This window comes from Palleronia abyssalis, from assembly GCF_900302445.1.
Taxonomy (GTDB): Bacteria; Pseudomonadota; Alphaproteobacteria; order Rhodobacterales; family Rhodobacteraceae; genus Palleronia; species Palleronia abyssalis.
Genome location: NZ_ONZF01000003.1, coordinates 200,873 through 216,546, shown reverse-complemented (window position 1 = coordinate 216,546; position 15,674 = coordinate 200,873). Strand labels below are relative to the sequence as shown.

At 59.4% G+C, this 15,674-nt stretch carries 17 protein-coding genes and 1 tRNA gene; 15 read left to right on the top strand and 3 right to left on the bottom strand.

Going from position 1 to position 15,674, the window contains the following annotated elements; genetic code table 11:
* Position 1: 1 nt before the first annotated feature.
* Together PAA8504_RS08350 and PAA8504_RS08345 are read left to right on the top strand one after the other, a co-directional pair.
* Complete coding sequence (locus tag PAA8504_RS08350) at positions 2-2,674, top strand: sensor histidine kinase (RefSeq protein WP_108893728.1); 2,673 nt, start codon at positions 2-4, stop codon at positions 2,672-2,674.
* An 80-nt stretch (positions 2,675-2,754) separates the two neighbouring features.
* Positions 2,755-3,675, top strand: coding sequence for a FliM/FliN family flagellar motor switch protein (locus tag PAA8504_RS08345; protein ID WP_181375737.1), 921 nt, complete (start codon positions 2,755-2,757; stop codon positions 3,673-3,675).
* 21 nt (positions 3,676-3,696) lie between these two features.
* Here the strand turns inward: PAA8504_RS08345 and PAA8504_RS08340 are convergent, their stop codons facing one another.
* Positions 3,697-4,128 carry a protein tyrosine phosphatase family protein gene (locus tag PAA8504_RS08340; RefSeq protein WP_108893726.1) on the bottom strand — a complete coding sequence of 144 codons (432 nt, stop codon included), beginning with the start codon at positions 4,126-4,128 and terminating at the stop codon, positions 3,697-3,699.
* 66 nt (positions 4,129-4,194) lie between these two features.
* Positions 4,195-4,410, bottom strand: a complete 216-nt coding sequence (locus tag PAA8504_RS08335; RefSeq protein ID WP_108893725.1) for a hypothetical protein — start codon at positions 4,408-4,410, stop codon at positions 4,195-4,197.
* Positions 4,411-4,540: 130 nt separating this feature from the next.
* Here PAA8504_RS08335 and PAA8504_RS08330 point away from each other — a divergent pair, with 130 nt between their 5' ends.
* The gene (locus PAA8504_RS08330; RefSeq protein WP_108893724.1) at positions 4,541-4,804 is read left to right on the top strand and encodes a DUF2312 domain-containing protein; all 264 of its coding nucleotides are present in this window, start codon (positions 4,541-4,543) and stop codon (positions 4,802-4,804) included.
* Between the two features lie 3 nt (positions 4,805-4,807).
* Here the strand turns inward: PAA8504_RS08330 and PAA8504_RS08325 are convergent, their stop codons facing one another.
* Positions 4,808-5,254, bottom strand: a complete 447-nt coding sequence (locus PAA8504_RS08325) for a metallophosphoesterase family protein (protein WP_108893723.1) — start codon at positions 5,252-5,254, stop codon at positions 4,808-4,810.
* A gap of 65 nt (positions 5,255-5,319) precedes the next feature.
* Here PAA8504_RS08325 and PAA8504_RS08320 point away from each other — a divergent pair, with 65 nt between their 5' ends.
* From PAA8504_RS08320 to PAA8504_RS08270, 12 genes are all read left to right on the top strand, one after another.
* Entirely contained in the window at positions 5,320-6,969 is a 1,650-nt protein-coding gene (locus PAA8504_RS08320; protein ID WP_108893722.1) for an ABC transporter permease, read from the top strand.
* A 19-nt stretch (positions 6,970-6,988) separates the two neighbouring features.
* Positions 6,989-7,065: transfer RNA gene (locus PAA8504_RS08315), tRNA-Thr, on the top strand.
* A gap of 205 nt (positions 7,066-7,270) precedes the next feature.
* On the top strand, positions 7,271-7,762 hold the full coding sequence (locus tag PAA8504_RS08310; RefSeq protein WP_146190467.1) for a hypothetical protein: 492 nt from the start codon (positions 7,271-7,273) through the stop codon (positions 7,760-7,762).
* A 26-nt stretch (positions 7,763-7,788) separates the two neighbouring features.
* A complete protein-coding gene (locus tag PAA8504_RS08305; protein WP_181375736.1) occupies positions 7,789-10,320 on the top strand; it encodes a methyl-accepting chemotaxis protein in 2,532 nt (843 codons plus the stop codon).
* Positions 10,321-10,347: 27 nt separating this feature from the next.
* Positions 10,348-10,908, top strand: a complete 561-nt coding sequence (locus PAA8504_RS08300) for a chemotaxis protein CheD (RefSeq protein ID WP_245897568.1) — start codon at positions 10,348-10,350, stop codon at positions 10,906-10,908.
* Complete coding sequence (locus PAA8504_RS21770) at positions 10,905-11,177, top strand: chemotaxis protein CheX (protein WP_146190466.1); 273 nt, start codon at positions 10,905-10,907, stop codon at positions 11,175-11,177. The genes PAA8504_RS08300 and PAA8504_RS21770 overlap by 4 nt, the downstream gene beginning before the upstream one ends.
* Positions 11,174-11,545: a response regulator gene (locus PAA8504_RS08295; protein ID WP_108893718.1), complete on the top strand. Its 372-nt coding sequence runs from the start codon at positions 11,174-11,176 to the stop codon at positions 11,543-11,545. The genes PAA8504_RS21770 and PAA8504_RS08295 overlap by 4 nt, the downstream gene beginning before the upstream one ends.
* Before the next feature lie 2 nt (positions 11,546-11,547).
* Positions 11,548-13,584, top strand: a complete 2,037-nt coding sequence (locus tag PAA8504_RS08290; protein ID WP_108893717.1) for a chemotaxis protein CheA — start codon at positions 11,548-11,550, stop codon at positions 13,582-13,584.
* Positions 13,581-14,051, top strand: a complete 471-nt coding sequence (locus tag PAA8504_RS08285) for a chemotaxis protein CheW (RefSeq protein ID WP_108893716.1) — start codon at positions 13,581-13,583, stop codon at positions 14,049-14,051. The genes PAA8504_RS08290 and PAA8504_RS08285 overlap by 4 nt, the downstream gene beginning before the upstream one ends.
* Positions 14,052-14,954 carry a CheR family methyltransferase gene (locus tag PAA8504_RS22765; protein ID WP_108893715.1) on the top strand — a complete coding sequence of 301 codons (903 nt, stop codon included), beginning with the start codon at positions 14,052-14,054 and terminating at the stop codon, positions 14,952-14,954.
* On the top strand, positions 14,945-15,331 hold the full coding sequence (locus PAA8504_RS08275) for a response regulator (protein WP_108893714.1): 387 nt from the start codon (positions 14,945-14,947) through the stop codon (positions 15,329-15,331). Before PAA8504_RS22765 ends, PAA8504_RS08275 begins: the two co-directional genes overlap by 10 nt.
* Positions 15,328-15,663, top strand: coding sequence for a DUF8776 family protein (locus PAA8504_RS08270; protein WP_108893713.1), 336 nt, complete (start codon positions 15,328-15,330; stop codon positions 15,661-15,663). Before PAA8504_RS08275 ends, PAA8504_RS08270 begins: the two co-directional genes overlap by 4 nt.
* The last annotated feature ends 11 nt before the right edge of the window (positions 15,664-15,674 follow it).

Sequence of the window (15,674 nt, the reverse complement as noted above, 5' to 3'; positions counted from 1 at the left end):
AATGCCGGCCTTCGATGTGATCCTGGGGGCCTGCGTCCTTTACGCAGCACTTCTTTTCGTCATCGCGTTTCTGGCGGAAAGGCTGTCGGTGCGCGGCCGGGCGCGCTGGCTGCGCGGGCCGGTGGTCTATACCCTGTCGATGTCGATCTACTGCACGGCGTGGACCTTTTACGGCGCGGTCGGCTATGCGGCGCGCTCCGGTCTTGAGTTCGCGACCATCTATCTGGGGCCGACGCTGGTACTGGTGGGCTGGTGGACGCTTCTGCGCAAGCTCGTCCGGGTCGGACGGTCGCAGCGGATCACCTCCGTCGCCGACCTGATTTCCTCGCGGTTCGGGAAGTCGAACCTGCTGGGCGGATTGGTGACCTTGCTGGCCGTGGTCGCAACGACCCCTTACATCGCACTGCAACTGCAATCGGTCACGCTGTCCTTCGCCGTCTTCTCGGACGGACCGCAGGCGCCTGACCTCAATGCCATCGCGCTTTGGGTCGCAGCGGGCCTGGCCGTGTTCACCATCGTCTTCGGCACCCGGCGCCTAGATGCGAACGAACGGCATGACGGCATCGTCGCCGCCATCGCCGTCGAAGCGGTGGTCAAACTTCTGGCGCTTCTCGCGGTCGGGCTTTTTGTCGTCTTCACGGTCGCGGGCGGCCCGGCCGAGACGTTCCGGATCATCGACGCCTCGCCCATCGCCGAATGGCAGGTGCAGCCGGGCCGCTGGGTCGGCCTGACCTTCCTGGCGGGGGCGGCCTTTCTGTGTCTGCCGCGCATGTTCCAGGTGCTGGTGGTCGAAAATTCCGACGAACGGCACCTTGCGACGGCGTCTTGGGCCTTCCCCCTCTACCTGTTCGCGATGTCGCTGTTTACCCTTCCCATCGCTGCGGTGGGCCTTGGGCGGATGCCAGAGGGGGCGAACCCCGATCTGTTCGTCCTGACCCTTCCCCTGGCCGAAAACCAGGAGGCGCTGGCGCTTTTCGCCTTCCTGGGCGGGTTCTCGTCGGCCACGTCCATGGTGATTGTGGCGGCCATCGCGTTGGCGACGATGATCTCGAACCACGTGGTCATGCCGATCTGGCTCCGCTCGGGGCCCCCTGGTGCGCTGGTTTCGGGCGATGTGCGCCATGTCGCGATCCGCGCGCGACGGGTGTCCATCGTGGCCATCCTTGCGCTGGGCTATGCCTATTACCGGTTGTCGGGAGGGGGCGAGGCGCTGGCGGCGATCGGGTTGATCTCGTTCGCGGGGATCGCGCAGATTCTGCCGGCGATGCTGGGCGGGCTGTTCTGGCGGGGTGCCACGCGGGTTGGCGCGGCGCTGGGACTGGGGCTGGGCCTGTTGATCTGGGGATGGACGTTGTTCCTGCCGTCCTTCGCGACGGGCCTTCCGCAGGCGGTCATGGCGTCGGGCCCCTTCGGCATCGATCTGTTGCGGCCGCAGGCGCTGTTCGGGATCGGCGGGGTGGATCCGCTTTTGCACGCGCTGATCTGGTCGCTCCTGTTCAACACGGCCGGTCTCGTGATCGGGTCGCTTCTAACCTTTCCAAGCCCGATGGAGCGTCTGCAGGGCGCGGCCATGGTCAACGTGTTTCGCACCAAGCCCGGTGCGCGCGGCTGGCAGTCGACCCACGTCGAGGCCGAGGATCTTCTGGTCATGGCGCAACGCATCCTTGGCCCGACCGAAGCACAGGCGGTGTTTCGCAGTGCCGCGATCCGGCAAGGCAAGGCGGGGTACCTGCCCGATCCCGATCAGGAGTTTCTGGAAGGGCTCGAACGTGAGCTGGCCGGGTCCGTGGGCGGGGCCACTGCCCACGCCATGCTGGGCCAGATCACGGGGGGCGGATCGGTCTCTGTTGAGGAGTTGATGCGCGTCGCCGACGAGACGGCGCAGATCATGGAATATTCGGCCCGGCTTGAAGCGCAGAGCCGCGAGCTGGCCCGCACCGCCACGCAGCTACGCGAGGCCAACGAGAAACTGACCCGCCTGTCGGTACAGAAGGACGCCTTCCTCAGCCAGATCAGCCACGAGCTGCGCACGCCCATGACGTCGATCCGGTCGTTCTCGGAGCTTTTGCGCGACGGGGCAGGAACGCTGGACCCGGAAAACCGCGCACGTTTCGCGGGCATCATTCAGGACGAGGCCGAACGCCTGACCCGCCTTCTTGACGACCTTCTGGATCTCAGCGTTCTGGAATCGGGGCAGGTGACCCTGCGTATCGAGGAAGCACAACTGGCCGACGTGCTGGACCGGGCGATTCAGGCCTGCGATGGCGGCGGTCCCGTGATGATTGAAAGATCGGGGCGGGCAGAGATGCGGTTGCGCACCGATCCCGACCGGCTGGCACAGGTCTTCATCAATCTGGTAACGAACTGCCGCAAGTATTGCCGGGTCGACACGCCCCGGTTGCGGATCGTTTCTCGCCTTTCGGGCGACGCGGCCGAGGTCGACTTCATCGACAACGGGCCCGGCATTCCGGCAACCGAGCAGCAGATGATCTTCGAAAAATTCGCCCGCGGGGGGGACAGCCGTGCTGCGGGCGGGGCCGGGCTGGGCCTGGCGATCTGCCGCGAGATCCTGGGCCGCCTGGGTGGGTCGATCGCGTATCTGCCGGGACAGGGTGGTGCCGCGTTCCGGGTGCGGGTGCCCCTGGCGCAGCGCGACGTCCACGCGGCTGGATAGATCGAACTTTATGGTTTGGTAAGAATTGGCGTCTATCGAAAGGACAAGCCAGAAGCGAGTTCCCCCGGTCGATGTCCGACATGTCGCCCCTTCGCCGAAAGATCGGTGCCATACGGCGCGATGCGCCACCCCCGCCCAGCCCCGAACGGGTCTGGAGGCGGGCGGTCGTTCACGGGCTGTCCCGCGGCGCAGGCCTGACTGTCGAGGTCGAGCGTCCGGGACGGGCCACCATCCTGCCCGAAGATGCCGCCCCCCTGATGGGCGAAGGCATGCTCACCCTGCTTCTCGATTCAGCGGCCGGACCGGGCGTTTTGATCCTGGAACCCGGTCCGATGGCGGCGCTGGTCGAACAGCAGACGCTGGGACGGCTTGGCACGCGCCCGCCCCGCAAGCGGACGCCGACAGGAACCGACGCCGCGCTGGTCGCGGATGCCGTGGATTGCATTCTGACCACGCACGAGGCGATGATCGACGAGCTTCAGATGGCCGGCGCGGTCACGGGGTTCCGGTATGCGACGCCCCTGTCCAAGCCGCGCGATATCATGCTGGGGCTGCGGGATACGGCGCATGATCACTGGAAACTGCCGCTGAAGTTTCCGGGCAACGAAAGCCGCGAGGGTACGCTTCATCTTGTCCTTCCCAACGAGGCGGCCAAGACCGACGACCCGGCTGACAAGTCCGCCAACTGGGCCGAGAAGATGGAAGCCCGCCTGATGGGCAGCGAGCTTCAGGTCACCGCCCTTCTGGGCGAGATCGAGACGACGGTGGCCGCCATGCGCGCCCTTCGGGTTGGGGACCGGCTGACCCTTCCACGCGAATCGATCGGGCGCGTCTCGATCGTCGGGGCGACGGGTGCGCGGATCGGGGAGGGCCGTCTGGGACAATCGGGGGGGCGCAAGGCGGTTCGGCTGGAACAGCCCGGTGCGGCAGAGTTCTTGTCGCCGGAAGACGATACGATGATGCTTCCGGACGGAATGGCCGCCGCTTGGGACAGCGAGTAACGTGACACCGCCGCCGTTGGCCTACGACCTGGCTTGCTCCAGCGCCATCAACGTGGGACGAAGACCGCTCAGGTCATAGCCGGCGTCTGCTCCCGACTGCACGATGGTGTCGACATCGATCTCGCCCGCCCGACCCAGGGCCCAGATGTGACAGGACCGCGTGCCCGACCGGCAATAGGCGAAGACAGGACCCTCGGCGGTGTCGATCGCGGTGCGGTGCTGATCGATCAGGTCCTGTGTCACGCCCGCATGGGTTACCGGGATCATGTGGAAGGACAGACCAGCGGCCGCGCATGCCTCACGTATCGTGGCCGAACTTTCGTCGCCGGCAACTTCCTCGTCGGGGCGGTTGCAGATCACGCGGGTGAACCCCGCCTCGGCCAGGGCGTCAATGTCCCCTGGCTGGATTTGCGGGCTGACCGCGTAGGTCGGGGTGACCTGTCGAATGTCCATGGCGCGATTTCCTGGCTGCGGGGATGCGAAACCTTGTGCCGTGCCTACGCCATTCAGGCAAGGGGGTCAGCCGAGGAAGAGACCCGTGATGACGATGACGAGGCCCAGGGTCGACAGAAGAAGCGCCCCCATGTTCCACCCTACGAGGCGCTTCAGGCGCGCGCGCATTTCATCTTCGTCCAGCCCCGCCCGTTTGGCGCGCAGTGCCGCGATCACGCAATAGACCAGCCCGGCCAGCCCGAGGCAGGACAGCGCTGTTCCGATCCAGATGATATACTCCATGGTCACCCCTGTGCCGCCGTCGCGGACTCGCGATAGGGCATCGGGGTCCGGGCGGCAACACCCTTGCCAGACACCACGGGTCCGCGTAGGACCCGCCCCCGTGCATATTCACATCAAGGGGCGGCCGACCATGTCCGACGCAAGCGTGATCGACAGCAACTACAAGGTGACGGCCGACGAGCTGCGCCAGTTCATCGAGCGGTTCGAGCGACTCGAACAGGAGAAGAAGGACATTGCCGACGCGCAGAAGGAAGTCATGGCCGAAGCCAAGGGGCGCGGTTACGACACCAAGGTGATGCGCAAGATCATCGCCATGCGCAAGCGCGACAAGGACGACATTGCCGAGGAAGAGGCGGTGCTCGAGATGTACATGGAAGCGCTCGGGATGAGCTGAGGCTTAGACGAGAGTGACGATCTCGGCCTCGATCCCGGGGCCGAGGGTCAGGATCGCCAGAGTGACCGGCAGCTTGAACCGCCGCCGCCCCGCGCTGCCTGGATTGAGGTAGAGGATACCGTCAGACCACGTGCAGGACGGCTTGTGTGAATGGCCCGAGATGATGACCGAGACGTCCTTGGGCGCGGTCCCGAGGTCCTTCAGGTCGTGGATCATCATTATTCCTTGGCCGGCAAACGTCAGCTGCATCTGCTGTGGCAGGCCAGCCGCCCAGTCTTCGGTATCGATATTTCCACGGATCGCAACAACCGGCGCGATCTTGGCAAGGGCGGGCAAGATGTCCGGCCGCCCGATATCGCCCGCGTGCAGGATATGGTCGACACCGTCCAAACAGGCCAAAGCCTCGGGCCTGAGAAGCCCGTGTGTATCCGAGATCACGCCAATGCGCATGAAGTTTCCCCCTGGTCTGTCCCGGTTTGCTGGACACCGCCCCGCGTGCTGACCTATCTAGCCGCATGACCGAGCAGATCACTCAGATTGTCGCGATGCGGCGCGGGCCGGGCGGTTGGTCGCTGGGCGCGGCGGTGATTGCGGCCCTTGTGCTTCTGCCGATCCTGACGGTCGTCTGGCTGGCACTGAACCCTAGCCAGGACATCTGGCACCACCTCATCTCGACAACGCTGCCGCGTTATCTGTCGAATTCGGTCATCCTGATGACGGCCGTGGGCGCGCTGTCGGCCGTGGTGGGCACCGTCACTGCATGGCTGGTGACCATGTACAGGTTCCCGGGCGTGCGTTGGTTGGAATGGGCGCTGCTGATGCCGCTGGCGATCCCGGCCTACGTGGGGGCCTACGCATTGGTCGATTTCCTGGAATATGCTGGACCTGTGCAGACCGGCCTGCGCCAGGTTTTTGGCTGGCATAGCGCGCGCGACTACGCCTTTCCGGAAATACGGTCGCGCTGGGCCGCGGTCCTCGTGATCTCTGCTGCGCTTTATCCTTATGTCTACCTGTTGGCCCGGGCCGCGTTTCGTGAATTGTCGGCCCAGAGCTTCGACGTGGCCCGCGCGCTGGGGGCGGGGCATGTCGCGCGGTTCTGGCGGGTCGGCTTGCCACTGGCCCGTCCGGCCATCGCCGCGGGCACCGCCGTCGTCATGATGGAAACCGTGAACGATTTCGGCGTAGTCGAGTATTTCGGCGTGCAGACCCTGACCACCGGCATCTTCACCGTCTGGTTGGAGCAGGGAAACGCCGGTGGGGCGGCTCAGATCGCCTGTGTGATCCTTACGCTCGTGTTCGTTCTCGTGATGCTCGAAAAGCTCTCGCGCCGCCGGTCGCGGTTCTATGCGCTCAGCCGCTCGGAAAGCCGGCCGGGGCGGACTTTAATTCGGGGGGGCTGGGGTTGGTTGGCCTTCGTGCTTTGCACGATTCCGTTTGCCGCGGGGTTTGTCCTGCCGGTAGCGGTCCTGTCCGGCCACGCGGTCGGCGCCGCGGACCGATGGGCGGACCCCGATCTGGCGCGCGCCACACTTCATACCCTTGTCACGGGGGGAGCCGCGGCCGTACTGACGGTCGGGGGTGCGCTGTTCCTGGTCTATGGGGTGCGACTGTCGGGCCGGGTTTTGCCGCGGTTTCTGATGCCTGCGACCCTTGTTGGGTATGCCGCTCCGGGGGCCGTCCTGGGCCTGGGGCTTCTTCTTCCGCTTGCGTGGTTCGACAACCGGGTCGCCGACCTTTGGCTGGCGATCACCGGCACCGATCCGGGGCTGATCCTGACCGGCTCGGCCGCGGCAATCGTATTGGCCTACACGGTGCGCTTCTTCGCGATCGCGCAGGGGGCGACGGACGCCGCGATGGGCCGCGTCTCGCCCAGCCTGCCCATGGCCGCGCGCGCATTGGGGCGGACGGCCGGCGGCGCGCTGAGCGCGATTTACCTGCCCATGATGCGCGGATCACTGGCCACGGCCCTGCTTCTGGTCTTCGTGGACTGCGTCAAGGAACTTCCGGCAACGCTGCTTTTGCGTCCGTTCAACTACAACACACTGGCGACGCGGGTCTACGAGCAGGCATCGCTCGAGCGGATCGGCGACGCGGCGCCGGCGGCGCTGCTGGTGACGTTCGTGGGGCTGACGGCCGTTGCAATCCTTGCACGCGCAAACCGCTGACGGTATGGGCATGTCGCGGGCCGGCGTAGCTCAGATGGCCAGAGCGGCGATTTTGTAAGTCGAGGGTCGGGGGTTCGAATCCCTCCGCCGGCACCATTTTCCCTCGCATTGTCGCGATTGTGCCACGGGTGAAATGACGTTTCCCGGCGGGCTTTAAGGCAACCTTAAATCATCGCGCGCATGGTCTTTCGGAAAGTTGTCGCCGCTGCGGCACCAACCGGAGGACTGGGATTTGCTTCGCACGACCCTTGCAACCGCATTCGCATTCATTGGGTATAGTACGGCGGTTCCCGCCGACCCCATGCAGGACTTCGTCACCCGTCAGATGGACCTGATTGCGGCGTCCCCGGCCATCATGGCTGCGGTCGCGAACGCCAACGAGGCCCACGCTGGCGTGACCGAAGCGGATGTGATCGCGCTCGATGAAACGTGGCGGCAGGAAATCGCGTCAGCGTCCAGACCCCTCATTTCAAATCTGACCGGATCGGACGCCTCGATGCAATTGCGCATGATGGTGAAGGAAAGCGAGGGTCGGATCGCCGAGATCATCGTGATGGATACCGTGGGTCTGAACGCGGCGATCAGTGGCATCACCTCTGACTACTGGCAGGGGGACGAGGCCAAACACCAGGAAACGTTCGGCGCGGGTCCGACCGGCGCACACACTTCCGATGTAGAACTCGACGCGTCTACAGGGGTGTACGCGGTGCAAGCGTCCCGAACCTTGCTCGATCCCGACAGCGGTGAGCCGGTCGGAGCCGTCACCTTCGGCCTCGACAGCCTTTCATTTTGATGCAGCCCAGTGCCGAAAAACAAACCATGAAATTTGATTCCAAGATTCCGCTTCACCGTTCGGTCGCCGTGAAGATCGGCCTGTGCCTTTTCGCCAGCATTGCCGCCGTCAGCATATCGCTGGACCTACTGCATTCGCGCGGCTCCGACACCGTCATGCAAACTGTGGCCCGTGGAAATGCGGGCGTGGTTGTCGATCTCATCGGCGATACACTAGCTCCGCCTGTCGCGTTCGATCGCCTCGATGCCGCGGGAGAGATGCTTCGCGACACGCTCATGACGTCCAACGGAGCGATCGTGGCTGCCACCGTTTCGAACGCTGCCGGCCAACCGGTTCTGCGCGTGGGAACAGCATCCAAGGTCAGCGAACTGGACAGCGCAGCAGGGGTCGCGTTGGAATTCAGCGGGGTTCAAGATATCTCCGACCGCATCGTGGGCTTCCCTTTGGAATTGCCCGATGGCCGGCGGGTCGGTGCATTGGCCGTCGAATGGGATCCGACCTATCTTGACACCGTCCGGACTGCGGCGTCCACACGCGCCGTTCTCGTATCGGCCGGCATCGGCATATTGTGTTTGGTCGGTGCTCTGTTCGCCTTTGGCCCGCTGGTTGTGAATCCGCTCAAACGCCTTCGTCGTGACGTCGAACGGCTGAGCGCGCGGGACTATTCCGTACCCAGCAAAGACCGAATGCGCGCGGACGAGTTCGGCGCCGTCAGCCGCGCGGTCGACGCGTTTCGAACCGACTTGGCCGCAGTCGCAAGCCTGGAAGAACAGGCCCGATACGCCGAAGCGGCGTTCCAGGGGGCATCCGGGGCGTTGATGCTTACCGATACGGGTGGTGAAATCCGGGCAGTGAACCCCGCAATGCGCAATCTTCTGTCCGTCGGTGAGGGGATGCTGCACGGGTGCGTGGACGAAGACGAATCCACGGACCTTATTGGTCAGCCGGTTCAACGCCTCATCGGCAGCGCCTTCGAGGACATGCAACAGAGCCTTGAGGCTTCCCAGGAGACGACATCGACAACTGTCATCCGGCTCGGTAAAGGCCGCATCCAGTTGGCTGTGACGGCGATCGAAGGCAAAGACGGCACGGTAACCGGCTACGTCCTTGAATGGGCCGACGTTACCGGAGAGTTTCGCCGGAAAGCGGCCTTCGCTGCCATCGACGCGACCCAGCTCAACGCGGAATTTGATCTTCGCGGGTCCATTCTGGAGGCCAACGCGCTGGTGCAGCGGACGTTCGGTGGGCCTGACGGGGAGACCCGCCTTGATCTATGCCGCGACATCTATCCCATGAAGGACGGTCTGACCATGGATGCGGTCCTGCGCGGTCTCTCCCAGGGAGACGGCTTTGACGGGCTGTGGAGAATCGGCGACCAAGGCCCCAACGCTATCTATATCGAAGCCAGCTTCAGCCCGATCCGCGACGCCGATGGAACGGTCGAGCGGGTGCTTCTGCTGGGTCGAGATGTCAGCGAAGCCCAGCGCGAGCTGCAGATTGCACGCGATAGACAGGACGCCGCCGAGCGCGAAAGGATTGTCGTCGTCGACGAGCTGCGACGCGGCATGAGCCGTCTTGCCGATGGCGACCTGGACGCCTCCATAGAGACGGAATTCGCGGCCAAGTATGAAGAATTGCGCCAAGATTTTAATGATACGGTCAAAATGTTGGGCGAGGCCATGTCGGAGATCGCCGACCGGGCGAACAACATCGGGTCGGAATCCAAGGATATCAGTGCGACCGCCGAGATCCTCTCGCAGCGCAGCGAAAGCACCGCTGCCACGCTTGAGCAGACGGCAGCCGCACTGGACGATCTGACCGGAGGCGTGAAATCCGCAGCAGAAGGCGCCGACAAAGCTTCGGCGATGGTCTCGGAGGCACGCCAGAACGCAGAATCCAGCGGAGAGATCGTTGTACGTACCGTCCAGGCCATGGACGAGATCGCTGCCTCGTCCGAACGTGTTGCGTCGATCATTCGGGTTATTGACGACATTGCGTTCCAGACGAACCTCCTGGCGTTGAATGCCGGGGTCGAAGCAGCGCGAGCCGGCGATGCCGGGCGGGGCTTCGCAGTTGTTGCATCCGAGGTGCGAGCATTGGCGCAGCGATCTTCCGACGCCGCAAATGAGATCAATTCCTTGATCGAGCAATCCCGAACCCAAGTGAAGGATGGCGTCTCGCTTGTGGGGGAAACCGGAAACGCTCTGCGCCATATCGTTTCTTCGGTCACCGATATCTCGACTCGGGTGACGGAAATCGCAAAATCGGCCCGCAGCCAGTCCGAAACCCTCGAAGAAATCAATTCTGCGGTTACACAACTAGATCAATCGACGCAAAATAACGCCGCCCGGCTGGAGGAAACGACTGCGGCAAGCGAAGCCCTCCGCAACGATGCCGAGACGCTTGTCGCAACGATCGGCCGCTTCCGTTTCGGAAGCGTGAGTAAGACCTCTGCGGCCGTCCAACCTCCAACTCGCCAACTGCACGCCCCAAAACTCGCGTTTGTGTCGGGAAACGCGGCGTCGTCAAACGCCGTCGAAATGTGGACCGATTTCTGATTCGGCCGGGATTGAAGAGGGCAGAGGGTGTCAAAAGATGAATTACAAAATTCTGATAGAACCAGAAAAACAATTTCTGTCGTTCAAGGCGAGTGCCGCGTCTCTGATTGCCCGGAAATCGAAATGACGACACTCCTAGGATCATGTGTAGCAACCTGCATGTGCGATCCCGTAGCAGGCGTTGGCGGAATGAACCACTTTCTTCTGCCTTACGCACGATCGGCCGCCGTTTCGTCGGAGCGTTATGGTTTACACGCAATGGAAGTACTCATCAATGGACTTCTAAAGCTTGGAGCTAGGAAACCTCGGCTGCAGGCCAAGGTCTTTGGGGGGGCCATGATGGGAGATGTTGCCAACTCAATAGGACAGCAGAATGCAGCCTTTGCATTATCCTTTCTTGACGACGAAGGGATACCCTGCATCGCCAACAGCATAGGAGGGCTAATGGCCCGTCGTCTGAAATATGCCCCGACAACTGGAAGAGCGCGTCAACTGTTCGTCCGGGAATTTGATCCTGGCAATACTCAGTGCTCCCATAAAGCTGACGTGAAAGACGATATTCAATTTTTCGATGGAGGTAGAAGATGATACCGCCAATAAAACTCCCCAAAACACTTAAGTCGGCGGATGCCGAAGCATTGAGGGAATGCCTCGCTGCTGCATCCGGGGACGCCGAACTCGACGGGACGGAAGTACAAGCATTGGGTGGATTGTGTGCGCAAGAATTACTAATTTTCCATAAAAGACAGCTGAAATCGAACTATACAGTACGGATTAATGCATCTCCGGAATTATATGACGATCTGCAGCTTTTGGGCCTGGCAGACCTCGCAAGAGAAAAAGGGGAATCCCAATGAGCAATCTGAAGGTGCTAGCAATAGATGATTCTCGTACGATGCGCAATCTCGTGCGCGCTACACTGGAAGGTGCAGGATTCGACGTCGAGACTGCGGAAGATGGTGAAGTTGGAGTTGCTAGCGTAAGTGATGCCGATCCAGACGTCATTATTACCGATATTAACATGCCAAATTTGGATGGCTTCGGAGTAATTACCGCAGTTAGACAAATGCCGCAATATAGAAGCGTTCCGATTCTTGTTCTTACCACGGAAAGCGACCATTCGTTAAAAGTACGTGCACGTGATAGTGGGGCGACTGGGTGGATTGTGAAGCCGTTTGAGGATTCGAAACTTATTGCGGCTATACGGCGTGTAGCGAGGATCTGAATATGTCGAGCTTGGACGAAATCAAAGAAATGTTCTTCGTCGAGTGTGATGAACAACTGGAAGCTTTGGCGGACGGACTCGCTGAGCTCGAAACGGGCGATGCGATCAGCGAAACTGTGAACACCATGTTTCGGGCGGTTCATTCGGTCAAGGGGGGCGCAGCGTCATTCAACTTAGATGCATTGACGCAGTTTGCACACGCGTTCGAGTTTGTCTTGGATGACCTGCGAAGCGAACGAATTTCGGTAACTCCGGAGGTTGTGCGGCATCTCTATAAAGCCGCTGACCATTTGGCCGCTTTGATATCCGACGGTGGAAACGGCGAGAGCTTTAATTCCGAACAGCTTGAGGCGATGATCACAGAGATTGGCGCACTAGCTACCAGCGAAATCCCTACTGAGAACGAAGCCGATGAACTCGTCTTCGAACCTATGCAATTGGATTTCGAAGCGCCGGATATACGTATCTTCGACATCATATTCCGCCCGTCGCAGAAGCTCTACGACCTTGGGCATGACCCAGTACACTTGTTCCGCGAGCTTGCCGGAATGGGTGAACTGCGTTCTGTTCCCGATATACCGAAAAATTTAGATTCGGAGCTTCTATCATTGGTTCTCGAACTTGAGACCGACAGCAAATTGGAAGAGGTTGCCGAGGTCTTCGAGTTCATAGACGGGCTTGCTGAACTGAATTTGACCGTGCGACAAGAGGAGAACCAGGGTGATGATCTGCCCGACATACCTTTGCCGGCAGTTCCCGATCCCGCACCGGGTGCCACCGAGGACGCCCTGAAGACGGAAGTTGGTACATCTTCACCCCATAAGCCACCGACGACCAAGCCGACATTGCGTGTTGACCTCGGGCTCGTAGATAATCTGATTAATCTAGTAGGCGAACTTGTCATCAACCAATCCGTCCTGAGTCAAGCCACCTACAACCTTCAAAGTGATAGCGGTGCTAGGGTGGGTCAATCACTAGAAGAATTAAAGAACTTGACTCGTCAAATCCAAGAATGCGTAATGTCTCTCAGAGCTCAGTCTGTCAAAACGCTGTTTCAAAGAATGGCTCGGATCGTTCGGGAGACAGCAGATGTATCCGGAAAAGATGTTCACTTTGAGCTGGATGGTGAATCAACAGAAGTAGACCGTACGGTTATCGAACACCTCGTGGATCCCTTGACGCATATTCTGCGAAATTCGATTGACCACGGGCTCGAATCTCCAGAGGTTCGAGTGATGAATGGCAAAGAGCCTTCTGGTAATGTTAGGCTGAGTGCGCAGCACAGGTCTGGGCGGGTAGTAATCGAAGCTACTGACGATGGTGGTGGCATCGATCGTAAGAGGGTACTCGCCAAAGCGATAGAAAAAGGTATGGTGCCCGATAACGCAAAACTATCCGATCAGGAAATCGATAGACTTTTGTTCGCTCCTGGCTTCTCGACAGCTGAATCCGTAACCAGCCTTTCCGGCCGAGGGGTTGGCATGGACGTTGTGAATAAGGAAATTCAAAAACTCGGAGGGAGGATTGCGATATCATCCGAAGCAGGGCAAGGTACGTCATTGACGATCAGCTTACCACTAACTCTTGCAGTACTTGACGGCATGGTCGTCGATGTCGCTGGACAGACAATGGTCGTTCCACTCTCGGCGATATTCGAAACGATTAGACCCAGGGCTGGTCAGATACATCGAGTTGAGCCTGGAAAATCGATGATCCGCATCCGGGATGTTCTCGTCCCGGTTATCGATCTATCGGTCATGTTCGGATATCCAAGGGAAACGCCCGCGGATATTTTTTCCCAGGTCCTACTTCTAACGGAGTCCGCTGAACAAGAACGTCGCGCATTGATTGTCGACCGCATATATGATCAGCGCCAAGTAGTTATTAAGAGTTTGGAAAATAATTATGGTCAAGTTGCAGGAGTGTCTGCGGCAACCATTCTTGGCGATGGAAAGATCGCACTCATTATCGACCCTGACGAAATTGTCAATATCGACGCGGTAAAAATACCGTCAACGCAACTGGAAGCTATGCAATGAAAGAAAATGGTGCCGAACATAGCCGAGCTAACCGTGAGCTAATCGCTTTTACCGTTGGCGATCAGTCCCTTTGTATTGATATCATGAAGGTTCGAGAAATTAGAGGGTGGACGAGCACTACTATATTGCCTCATTCGCCCGCCTATGTTCTTGGGGTCATCAACTTGCGTGGAGCAGTAGTGCCTATTGTTGATCTTTCTGCTCGTCTTGGTTTAGAGCCCATCAAACCAAAAGCAAGGAATGTTATACTCGTTACTCAAATTGTAGATCAGATTGTTGGCCTGCTCGTCTCGTCGGTCTCCGATATCGTAAGTGTTTCACCTGACGATATCCAGCCAATGCCTCAGGTTGGTCCACGTAGCGGAATGGGCATGATCGACGGCATGGTTGTATCAGGCGAAAGAGCACTGAGCATTTTAAATGCATCTGCCGCTGTTCCCCCCGAGACGACGATGGCGGCGTTGTAGATGGATCAGGCTGCCAGTCCCTTAGAGTACCGGAAGTCTTCCATAAACATGACGGAGGAAGACTTTCGGACTGTTTCCAACTTGCTGTACCGCCTGACTGGGATCTGCTTGGATCAAAGCTCTCGTCAAATTGTCGAATCCAGGCTTTCGCGGCATTTTCGTGACTCGCACGCGGGGACTTTTTCTGAGTTTATTGAAGGCACCTTACTTAGAAACGGTCAAGTTGGGGCTAGCTTACTCATTAGTGCACTTACTACGAACACAACGAGATTCTTTCGTGAACCGGCTCATTTTGAAATATTTTCCCGTGACGTCGTCCCGCAAATATCGAGGAGGGCACGCAAAGGTGAGCGGGTTAGGATTTGGTCGGCCGCTTGTTCCTCCGGCGAGGAGCCGTTTTCGATTGGCGCAGTCCTTCTAAGAGACTTTCCAGAGGTTTGCGAATACGACGTTAAGATACTGGCAACGGATGTGGATAGGTTAGTTCTTGAGAAGGGAAAGGTAGGGCGATACCGAGCGCAATCGTTCTCTGGTATTGACCAAAATCTATCCCGATATCTCGTTAAAGATTGCGGTGATGGGATTAACGAGCTTGAGCTGAATGATGACCTTAGGAAACTGGTGACCTTTAGGTATCTTAACTTTGTCGAGCCGTGGCCGGTCTCAGGTCCATTCGACGCAATCTTCTGTCGGAATGCTGCGATCTATATGGATCCTGAAGTTCAGGCAAGGCTTTGGATCGGGCTCGAAAAGGTTTTGTCGCCGGATGGATGCCTTTTCATCGGTCATTCGGAGAGGCTAACTTCTGAAGTGGCCATACATTTTGATTCGATTGGTCGCACGGCTTTCAAAAGGCGTAAGGCGACGCTTCAAACCGGAAAAGGAAATTCGGTATGTCTGTAAAAGATATGATGTCCATTTTGGTCGTTGACGATACGAGTGTCAGCCGCGGCCTTATCATTGCGTCACTGGAAGAGATCGGTTTCAAAAAGATCGATTTTGCTAAGGACGGTGCGTCGGCTTTAGATAAAGCAAGTCGTCAACCAACTCATCTGATCATATCGGATCATAATATGCCGGGCATGAGCGGCCTCGAACTGTTGGCTAAACTTCGGTCTCAGCGCGCAACGGCAAAAGTTGGTTTCGTGCTGATTAGCGGAACAATGACACCGCAATTGATCGCAGACGCCAAGAAAACCGGCGTCAATAATATTTTGGCCAAGCCCTTTGATACTGCAAAGATTCGGGCGTGCCTAAAGCCGATCGTGGGGCCGGTTTGACGACCCTGGCGCGCGCGGACCTGTTTCTGTTCATGGCTCGTCGTTTCCAGGATATCGAGGCTTATGGGGCTGTTCTCGAGGAAGCGTTGACACCGGCCATAGGGTCGACCGGCCTTGGGGATCATGCGACCAAGGCGATGCAGTCGATCGATCTTTCGCAGCAGACTGCCCAGGAAATGGCGCGGTTTTGCAAGGCGCTGGCTGGAGCCGATGGCGGCGAACCAATTGATGTGGCTTCTGCGGTGAGCGGACTGAAACTCGGCGCTATACGCGATGATATCGCTCCAGCGCCGGGTCGAAAAAAGGCTGACAGCGAAGTCGACATTTTTTAGGGCGCAGGACC